Genomic DNA, 4556 nt, shown 5'->3' with positions numbered 1-4556 from the left:
GAAGCCGGGCGCGCGGTCCAGGGCCTGCTCGAACGCCCGGGCGCAGGCGGCGTAGGTCGCCGGCAGGCGCGCCAGCGCATAGGCCAGCGCGTCGTCGCCGTCGCGGATCACCCCGGCCGAGCCCTGGCCCGACCGGTAGGCGGCGGTCGTGCGGGCCGTGCGTTCGGCGAGCCGCTTGCGCGAGACGCCCTCGAGCTCCCGCGCGACGGCCGCGCGCAGGGCCGCGGGAAGCTCGACGGACATCGACCCGGGCTCAGACCGGCGGCCGGTTCTGCACCAGGTCGTCGACCACCGAGGGATCGGCCAGGGTGGAGGTGTCGCCCAGGTTCGACAGATCGTTTTCGGCGATCTTGCGCAGGATGCGGCGCATGATCTTGCCGGAGCGGGTCTTCGGCAGGCCTGGCGCGAACTGCACCACGTCGGGGGCGGCGAAGGGGCCGATCTCGCGGCGCACCCAGCCCTTCAGCTCGGCCTGCAGGATGTCGGTCGGGGTGACGTCGGCCTTCAACGTGACATAGCAGTAGATGCCCTGCCCCTTGATGTCGTGCGGATAGCCGACCACCGCAGCCTCGGTCACCGCCTCGTGGGCGGCCAGCGCGGCCTCGATCTCGGCGGTGCCCAGCCGGTGGCCGGACACGTTGATCACGTCGTCGACGCGGCCGGTGATCCAGTAGTAGCCGTCCTCGTCGCGGCGCGCGCCGTCGCCGGTGAAGTATTTGCCGGGATAGGTCGAGAAGTAGGTGCTGATGAAGCGCTCGTGGTCGCCGTAGACCGAGCGCATCTGCCCCGGCCAGCTGTCGGTGATGCAGAGGGCGCCGCTGACGGCGCCCTCCAGCACCTTGCCCTCGCCGTCGACCAGCTGCGGCTTCACGCCGGGCAGCGGCCGGGTGCAGGAGCCCGGCTTCAGCGCCGTGGCGCCCGGCAGCGGGCTCATCAGCGCCGCCCCGGTTTCGGTCTGCCACCAGGTGTCAACGATCGGGCAGCGCTCCTCGCCGACCACGCGGTGATACCAGAGCCAGGCCTCCGGATTGATCGGCTCGCCGACCGAGCCCAGCAGCCGCAGCGACTGGCGCGAGGTGCGCTTCACCGGCTCCTCGCCCTCGCGCTCCAGCGCGCGGATGGCGGTGGGGGCGGTGTAGAAGATCTCGACCTTGTGCTTGTCGACCACCTCCCAGAAGCGCGACGGGGTCGGGTAGTTGGGCACGCCTTCGAAGATCAGGCTGGTGGCGCCGTTGGCGAGCGGCCCGTAGACCACGTAGGAATGGCCGGTGACCCAGCCGATGTCGGCGGTGCACCAGAAGATTTCGCCCGGGCGATAGTCGAACACCGCCTGATGGGTGTAGCTGGCCCAGGCCAGATAGCCGCCGGTGGTGTGCAGCACGCCCTTGGGCTTGCCGGTCGAGCCCGAGGTATAGAGGATGAACAGCGGGTCCTCCGCATTCATCGGCTCCGGCTCGCACGCGTCGGCGACCGTGGTCTTGAGGTCCGAATAGAACTCGTCGCGGCCGGCGGTCATCGGCACGTCCGCTCGGGTGCGGCGCACGACGATGACGCTGGTCACGCCCGGGCACTCCTTCAGCGCCTCGTCGACGTTGCGCTTCAGCGGCACGGTCTTGCCGCCGCGCAGGCCCTCGTCGGCGGTGATCACCACCTTGGAGTCGCAGTCGAGGATGCGGCCGGCGATGCTTTCGGGCGAGAAGCCGCCGAACACCACCGAATGGATCGCCCCGATCCGCGCGCAGGCCAGCATGGCGAAGGCGGCCTGGGGGATCATCGGCAGGTAGATGGTGACCCGGTCGCCCTTTCTGACGCCCTTGGCCTTCAGCACATTGGCCATCCGGCAGACTTCGGCGTGCAGCCGGCCGTAGGTGACCGTGTTGGTGACCTGCGGGTCGTCGCTCTCCCAGATGAAGGCGACGTCGTCCTTGCGCTCGGGCAGGTGGCGGTCGATGCAGTTGACGGAGACGTTCAGCTCGCCGTCGGCGAACCAGCGGATGCGGAAGTCCTCGCGGTCGAAGGAGACGTCCTTCACCTGGGTGAACGGCTTGCTCCAGGTCAGCCGCCGGCCGATCTCGCTCCAGTAGCCGTCGGGGTCGGTCTCTACGCGGCGCACCGCCGCCTCGTAGTCCTGCGGCTTGATCAGCGCCCGTTCCGCCCACTCCGCCGGGACCGGGAAAAGCTCGTCGCTCATGAACGTCTCCACTCTTTGCCGGCCACTATGCGGATGCGACGTTGGGGCGCAATCGTCCCGGCGGACTTCAGAGCCGCAGGGCGCGGCGGCCGGCCTCGAGACGCGCCGCCGCGGCGTCATAGACCGCATATTCGAGGGGAAAGGCGCGAGCGTAGACCTCGCGCAGGCCTTCGTGGTCGGCCTGCGGATCGCCGACGCGATGATTGTCGTCGGCCCGGTTGAGGCGGGTGACCTCGGCCGGCGCCACGCGTCCCAGGACGGCGGCGAGCAGCTCGACGGACTCGGCGTAACGCTCGGTCACCCCGACCGCCAGGTACTGCGGCCCGAAGACGGCCGCCGGGTCGGCGGGGTCGGCCGGATCGGCCAGCTGGGCCAGGAAGGAGAACGGATCCTCGCGCACGTCGGGCGTCGCCGCGATTCGCCGGTCGAGCCAGGTCGAAAGGTCCGGACGGTCGACGAAGTCCGGCACGCGGACGCCGCTGCGGACCTGGAAATGCAGATAGCGCCAGGTCGAGACGAAGCGGTCGAAGGGCTCGCGCAGGAAGACGATGAACTGGTCGGCCTCGGGATAGTACTGGCGCACGCCGATGCCGCGCAGGCGGTTGAAATGGCCGTGGACGCAAAGGCCGGGCCGAAGCTTCGCCTTCGGCGGCGCCTCGCCCTGGTCGCCGCGGTAGTGGAGGGCCATCTGCTCGCGGCCGAACCAGGCCTCCAGGTCGTTGCGGAAGCTGGTTCCGGCGGTCTTGGGCACGTGCAGCGAGAACAACGGCCTTCCGGGATCATAGCCGCGCGACATCGCGTCCTTTCTGTACTCGACCGTTGAGAAATCTGGGGACGAATAGCCCCGCCGCGGGGACCGAGGCAATGTACCGCTACGGCTCAGCTTGCGACGAGTCGTCGGCCTCGCCATGGTCCCGCCGATGGTTCGTATGGTCACGGTCGCGGCGCTCGCCGCCTTGGTGTTGGCGACGCAGGGCTGCGCGCGCAAGCCGGCCGAGCGCGGCGAGACCGCCGCCGCCCAGGCCCTGCTCGCATCGGCCTGGTCCGAGGACGCCCAGAGCTTCGAGAAGGTCGTCGATCGCGCTGCGGTGCGCGCCGACCTGCGTCAGCAGCTGCTGCGCGTGGCCCAGGCCAATTCGCTGGCGGTAGAGGGCGGCGCTTCGGACGCGGCGCTGGACCGGATGATCACCCCGCACGCCTTCCGCCTCGTCGCGGGAACTTCGGGCGCGCCGCTCGCCGCCCCGCCGACGCGCGAGCAGGCCGCGGCCCTGCTCAAGCCCGACGGCAAGGACCGCGTCTGCCTGCACGACCAGACGCCGCAGGAGGCCTGCCTGCTCACCTTCGCCAAGGCCAAGGCGGGCTGGCGGCTGGTCGGGATGGCCCCCGCCGGCTTCACCATCACGGTCGGCCCGGAACCGGCGAAGGCCAGCTCCTGACCGACGGCGCGCGGGTCCTCAGCCCGGCTGCTTGACGGTGCGCAGGTACGGCTTGTGCTCGACCCAGCCGGCCGGGAAGAGTTCCTTGGCCTGCTCGTTGGTGACCGAGGTGACGATGATCACGTCCTCGCCGTGCTTCCAGTTGCCCGGCGTCGCCACCTTGTGCTTGTCGGTGAGCTGCAGGCTGTCGATCACGCGCAGCAGCTCGTCGAAGTTGCGGCCGGTGGACGCCGGATAGGTCAGCGTCAGACGCACCTTCTTCTGCGGGTCGAGCACGAAGACAGAACGCACCGTCAGCGTGTCGGAAGCGTTCGGGTGGATCATCCCATAGAGGTCGGAGACCTTGCGGTCGTGGTCGGCGATCAGCGGGAAGTTCAGGGCCGCGCCCTGCGTCTCCTCGATGTCCTTGGCCCAGCCCTGGTGGCTGTCGGCCGGGTCGACCGAGAGGCCGATCACCTTGACGCCGCGCTTCTCGAACTCCGGCTTGAGCTTGGAGACCAGGCCCAGCTCGGTCGTGCAGACCGGGGTGAAGTCCTTGGGGTGGGAGAACAGCACGACCCAGCTGTCGCCGGCCCACGTGTAGAAGTTCAGCGATCCCTCGGTGGAATCCTGCGTGAAATCGGGTGCGATATCGCCCAGTTGCAGCGCCATGACGCGTCTCCTTAGGTCCCAGTGCGGGTCGGCGCGAACCTAGGCCAGGTGTGCGACGTTTGCACGCAGGCCCGTTAAACAAAACGCGCGCCCGACGGAATCGAGCGCGCGCTGGAGAGACAGATCCTCCGCCTGAGGCGGAGCTTCCGGGCTTCTAGAACTCCTCCCAGTCCGACTTCAGCGCCGCGGCCTTCGCCGCGCCGCCGCCGTAGGCGCGTTGCAGGCGCTCGGTCATGCGGCGGGGCTCGGAGGGCGTCGGGCGCGAGACCGGGGTGGCC

General features: G+C 69.8%; 5 protein-coding genes. 1 reads left to right on the top strand and 4 read right to left on the bottom strand.

The genetic code is table 11. From position 1 onward, the window contains the following. From VJS38_RS13600 to VJS38_RS13590, 3 genes are all read right to left on the bottom strand, one after another. Window positions 1-243: hypothetical protein (locus tag VJS38_RS13600; protein ID WP_324088688.1), on the bottom strand; the 243-nt coding region annotated here is incomplete at its 3' end. Between the two features lie 10 nt (window positions 244-253). Further along, a complete protein-coding gene (gene acs / locus VJS38_RS13595; RefSeq protein ID WP_324088687.1) occupies window positions 254-2191 on the bottom strand; it encodes an acetate--CoA ligase in 1938 nt (645 codons plus the stop codon). Between the two features lie 67 nt (window positions 2192-2258). Beyond that, a complete protein-coding gene (locus tag VJS38_RS13590; protein WP_324088686.1) occupies window positions 2259-2987 on the bottom strand; it encodes a sulfotransferase family 2 domain-containing protein in 729 nt (242 codons plus the stop codon). Between the two features lie 133 nt (window positions 2988-3120). Here VJS38_RS13590 and VJS38_RS13585 point away from each other — a divergent pair, with 133 nt between their 5' ends. After that, on the top strand, window positions 3121-3627 hold the full coding sequence (locus VJS38_RS13585; protein ID WP_324088685.1) for a hypothetical protein: 507 nt from the start codon (window positions 3121-3123) through the stop codon (window positions 3625-3627). Window positions 3628-3645: 18 nt separating this feature from the next. On the opposite strand, the gene VJS38_RS13580 is transcribed toward VJS38_RS13585, so the two are convergent. Next, window positions 3646-4278 carry a peroxiredoxin gene (locus VJS38_RS13580; RefSeq protein WP_324088684.1) on the bottom strand — a complete coding sequence of 211 codons (633 nt, stop codon included), beginning with the start codon at window positions 4276-4278 and terminating at the stop codon, window positions 3646-3648. Between the last annotated feature and the right edge of the window lie 278 nt (window positions 4279-4556).

Origin of the sequence: Phenylobacterium sp. (assembly GCF_035276905.1) — a bacterium.
Lineage (GTDB): Bacteria > Pseudomonadota > Alphaproteobacteria > Caulobacterales > Caulobacteraceae > Phenylobacterium.
The sequence above is the reverse complement of the archived record's forward strand: the minus strand, read 5'-3'. Positions and strand labels throughout refer to the sequence as shown.

What these genes read in the sequence shown, in the direction of transcription:
- VJS38_RS13585 (WP_324088685.1), top strand. Translation starts at nt 3,121, where the DNA reads ATGGTCACGGTCGCGGCGCTCGCCGCCTTGGTGTTGGCGACGCAGGGC.
- VJS38_RS13590 (WP_324088686.1), bottom strand. Translation starts at nt 2,987, where the DNA reads ATGTCGCGCGGCTATGATCCCGGAAGGCCGTTGTTCTCGCTGCACGTG.
- VJS38_RS13580 (WP_324088684.1), bottom strand. Translation starts at nt 4,278, where the DNA reads ATGGCGCTGCAACTGGGCGATATCGCACCCGATTTCACGCAGGATTCC.
- acs (WP_324088687.1), bottom strand. Translation starts at nt 2,191, where the DNA reads ATGAGCGACGAGCTTTTCCCGGTCCCGGCGGAGTGGGCGGAACGGGCG.